Origin of the sequence: Mycobacterium sp. UM_Kg1, from assembly GCF_000972925.1 — a bacterium.
Classification (GTDB): Bacteria; Actinomycetota; Actinomycetes; order Mycobacteriales; family Mycobacteriaceae; genus Mycobacterium; species Mycobacterium hiberniae.
The window spans coordinates 1-3,689 of the sequence record NZ_JRMK01000240.1 but is presented as its reverse complement, the minus strand read 5'-3'; the positions used below and the strand labels follow the sequence as shown (position 1 = coordinate 3,689).

Below are 3,689 nucleotides of genomic sequence, written 5' to 3'. Positions count from 1 at the left end.
ATGTGTATAAGAGACAGCGGTGTCGACCAGCGGCAGATGCACGTTGGTGAAGTGGACGCCGTCGCGCAGACTCTCGATCGCGGCGACGCCGAAGAAGGCGTCCAACGCCGCCTTCGAGCCGATGTACGCCGAGAACGTGGGTAGGTTCGACAGCACCCCGATCGAGGAGCTGTGCACGACGTGGCCGCTTCGGCGCCTGCGCATCTCGGGCAGCAGGCGCAGCGTCAGGCCTACGCCGGCCAGGTAGTTGAGCCGCATCGTGCGCTCGTAGTCGTGCAGGCGGTGTTCGGATTCGGCGACCGAGCGCATGATGGATCTGCCCGCGTTGCTCACGAAGACGTCCGGCGCCCCGAAACGGTCGAGCACGGTCTGGGCGACCTCGTTGATGCCCTCCTCGGTGGAGAGATCGCCGACCACCGCGTGCGCCTTCCCGCCGGTGGCCTCGATCGACTGCACCAGACGGTCGAGTTCCTCGGCGCGCCGCGCCGTGACGACGGCGGTGGCCCCCGCGCCCGCGACCCGCTCGGCCAGCCGTTTGCCGATGCCGCTCGAGGCGCCTGTGATGAGAACGACGCGGCCGGAGACGCGGTCGGCCAGCGACGGGGTGCCCCACCGGGGAAGAGGTACCGGCTTGGTCAGCACGTTGATCGACTGGCGCATGGCACGGCGGAGCGGATTCGGTGTCATATCAGGGCAGATCCTTTGGTTCAGGCAGCTGGTTGGGTGCCGGGTGTTGCCGCATGGAGTTCGTTGAGGTACACGGCCGCGCGGCGCAGCGCGGCCATGCCCTCCGGCAGGATGTCGGCCAGGACCGGGAAGACGTGGATCTGGCGGTCCCACAGTTCGAGGGTGGTCGGCACACCGTTGTCGGCCAGGTACCGGGCGAAATCTACGGCATCGGGCGCGACGAACTCCTGCGAGCCGACCTGGATGAGGGTGGCGGGCAAGCCGGTGACATCGGCGCGCAGCAGGCTGGTGGTGGCTCCGATACCGTCGGCGCCACCGGACCGCGACTCGACCTTCGCCAGGCTCCGGCACAGGGCGTTGTAGGCGCGGCGGCCGATCAACGCGTCCCGGTACCGCCCGCGGCGGTGCGGTAGGGGGGTGAAGTCCAGGCCCGGCGACCAGCACACCAGCCCGGCCGGGTTGCCGAGACCGCGCCCTCGCACGGTGATGGCGGTGGCCACGGACAGGAAGCCCCCCGCCGAGTCGCCGACGATGCTGATGTCGCGGGCCCGGTAGCCCTGGGCGATCAGCCACTCGAAGGCTGCCGCGCAGTCGCGTACCGAACTGCTGACCGGGTGGCGGGGGCTCTGACGGTAATCCACCACCAGTGCGGTCTGACCGGTTTCGCGGACCAGGTGCGACACCGCCCGGCGATGGGTGTTGGGCCCCCCGACGTAGAAGGCCCCGCCATGCAGGTACAGCAGGACATGTGGCGACCGGGGGCCGGCGGCCGGCCGGATCATCTCGGCGTACATCTCGCCGACACGCACCGGCTCGACGGTGACCCCGGACAGTTTGGGCAGGCATTTGGCGGCCAGTTCGGCAACGGCGAACGGCCACGGGAGATCCAGGAGATGACCGCCGACGTAGACCGCCGGCTTCACCAGTACCGTGGCGGCGTTGCTTACCGCACGGGCGCGCAGGCTTCTCCCGGCGACGAAGGAGATAGCCAGCTGCTGGCCAGTCGTCACGACGTGCTCCCGTGCACCGTGGCCTCCTCGGGTTGCCGGGCCGGATACTATCGAATAGATCAGTATCCTATTAGGAGGTGCGCATGACACTCAAGTCCGGAACCCGGCTGACGTTGCCCGGGTCCACCTGCGAGGTCATGGTCGTCCGGCCGCCGTCCACCGACGGTGAGCTCTCCGCGCCCGAGGGTCAGGACGGGCAGGAGCCGATCCTGGTCGGCAAGCGGTACGCCGATGAGGAATCCGGGCTGGAAGTGCTGTGCGTCAAGGCCGGCGCCGGGCCGCTGCGGTTCGCCGGGCGCGCGCTGGTACTGCGGGCGGCCAAGCCGCTGCCGGCCTCGGACTGATCATGCAGATTCGGCAGTGGGCGGATTCCGGGCGAACCGCGTTGATCCTGCATCCGAGCGGCATCCAGCTCACGTTCGCCGAACTCGAGGCGCGAGCCAACCGGCTGGCGCACCATTTCCGGGCGGCGGGACTGCGTGAGGGCGACACGGTCGCCGTACTGATGGAGAACAACGAACACATGCACGCGGTGATGTGGGCCGCCCGTCGCTGCGGGCTGTACTACGCGACCATCAGCACGCACCTCACCGCTGCCGAAGCCGCCTACATCCTCGAGAACAGCGGCGCCACAGCCATAGTGGGGTCGGCTGCCACCCGGGACGTCTGCGCTGCGCTGGGTTCGCATCTCGCCGGCGGGTTGCCGGAGCTGCGGATCCTGGCCGGCGGGCAGCTCGACGGCTGGCAGCAGTACCCGGACTGCGTGGCACACCGGCCGGACGGGCCGATCGCCGACGAACGCGAGGGCGATCTGCTGCAGTACTCCTCGGGCACCACCGGGCTGCCCAAGGGAATCCGCCGCGAGCTGTCGCACCGGTCACCGCAGGACGCCGGGCTGCTGCTGGCGCCGCTGCTCACCGCCGCCGGCATCGACTCGGACTCGGTGTATCTGAGCCCCGCGCCGCTGTATCACACCGCGCCGTCGTTCTGGTCGATGTCCGCGCAGGCCCTCGGCGCGACGGTGGTGATGCTGGAGAAGTTCGACCCCTGCGGTGCACTCGAGGCGATCGAGCGCTACCGCGTCACCCACGCACAGTTCGTGCCGACCATGTTCGTCCGGATGCTCAAGCTGCCCGAGGCGGTACGCGCCGGCTACGACGTGTCCAGCCTGCGCCGGGTGGTGCATGCCGCGGCGCCCTGCCCGCCGGAGATCAAGCGGCAGATGCTGCAGTGGTGGGGGCCGATCATCGATGAGTTCTACGGATCCTCCGAAGGCGCCGGAGCCTCCTACATCCGGGCGCAGGACTGGCTGGCGCATCCGGGCTCGGTGGGCCGGCCGATGGGCGGTGCGGTGCACATCCTCGGCGAGGACGGTGCCGAACTGCCCGCCGGCGAGCCCGGGGAGATCTACTTCGAAGGGGGCCTGCCCTTCTCCTACCTCAACGACGCGGCCAAGACCGCCGCGACCCGCAACGACCGGGGCTGGGTCACCGTCGGCGACATCGGCTACCTCGACGAAGACGGCTATCTGTACCTGACCGACCGCCGGCACCATGTGATCATCTCCGGCGGGGTCAACATCTACCCGCAGGAAGCCGAGAACCTGCTGATCAGCCACCCCCGGGTACTCGACGCCGCGGTCTTCGGCATCCCGGATCCGGCCATGGGGCAGTCGGTCACAGCGGTGGTGCAGTGCGTGCACCCGACCGACGCCGGCGAGGACTTCGCCCAGGAGCTGATCGCCTGGTTGCGCGACCGGCTGGCCGCCTACAAATGCCCGCGGTCGATTGCCTTCGAGGACGTGCTGCCGCGCACCGAGGCAGGCAAACTGCGCAAGCAGGAACTGGTTCAGCGTTACGCGGCGGCGGTGGTGAGCCGGCCGACCGACCCCCCGGTGTGAGGGGCGGCTACAGATCGCCGGAGAAGTCAGCGCTCAACCAGCGGTCCGGGCGGATGGTGAACAACACGCCAGCCGCTGTCTCTTATACACAT

The 3,689-nt window shown here is 69.3% G+C and carries 4 protein-coding genes; 2 read left to right on the top strand and 2 right to left on the bottom strand.

Features of this window, described 5'->3' with window-relative positions; translation table 11 throughout:
- On the bottom strand, positions 1–687 hold a 687-nt coding region (locus tag LI92_RS20395; RefSeq protein WP_046322103.1), incomplete at its 3' end, for an SDR family NAD(P)-dependent oxidoreductase.
- Between the two features lie 20 nt (positions 688–707).
- Positions 708–1,697 (bottom strand): alpha/beta hydrolase, encoded by a 990-nt coding sequence (locus LI92_RS20390; protein WP_152665572.1) that lies wholly within the window; start codon positions 1,695–1,697, stop codon positions 708–710.
- 83 nt (positions 1,698–1,780) lie between these two features.
- On the opposite strand from LI92_RS20390, the gene LI92_RS20385 reads away from it, so the two are divergent.
- Both LI92_RS20385 and fadD4 read left to right on the top strand, forming a co-directional pair.
- Positions 1,781–2,041 (top strand): hypothetical protein, encoded by a 261-nt coding sequence (locus tag LI92_RS20385; RefSeq protein ID WP_046322101.1) that lies wholly within the window; start codon positions 1,781–1,783, stop codon positions 2,039–2,041.
- A 2-nt stretch (positions 2,042–2,043) separates the two neighbouring features.
- On the top strand, positions 2,044–3,597 hold the full coding sequence (gene fadD4, locus LI92_RS20380; RefSeq protein ID WP_046322100.1) for a fatty-acid--CoA ligase FadD4: 1,554 nt from the start codon (positions 2,044–2,046) through the stop codon (positions 3,595–3,597).
- Positions 3,598–3,689: the final 92 nt, after the last annotated feature.

Coding starts and splice junctions, on each gene's coding strand:
- LI92_RS20385 (WP_046322101.1), top strand. CDS start 1,781: ATGACACTCAAGTCCGGAACCCGGCTGACGTTGCCCGGGTCCACCTGC.
- fadD4 (WP_046322100.1), top strand. CDS start 2,044: ATGCAGATTCGGCAGTGGGCGGATTCCGGGCGAACCGCGTTGATCCTG.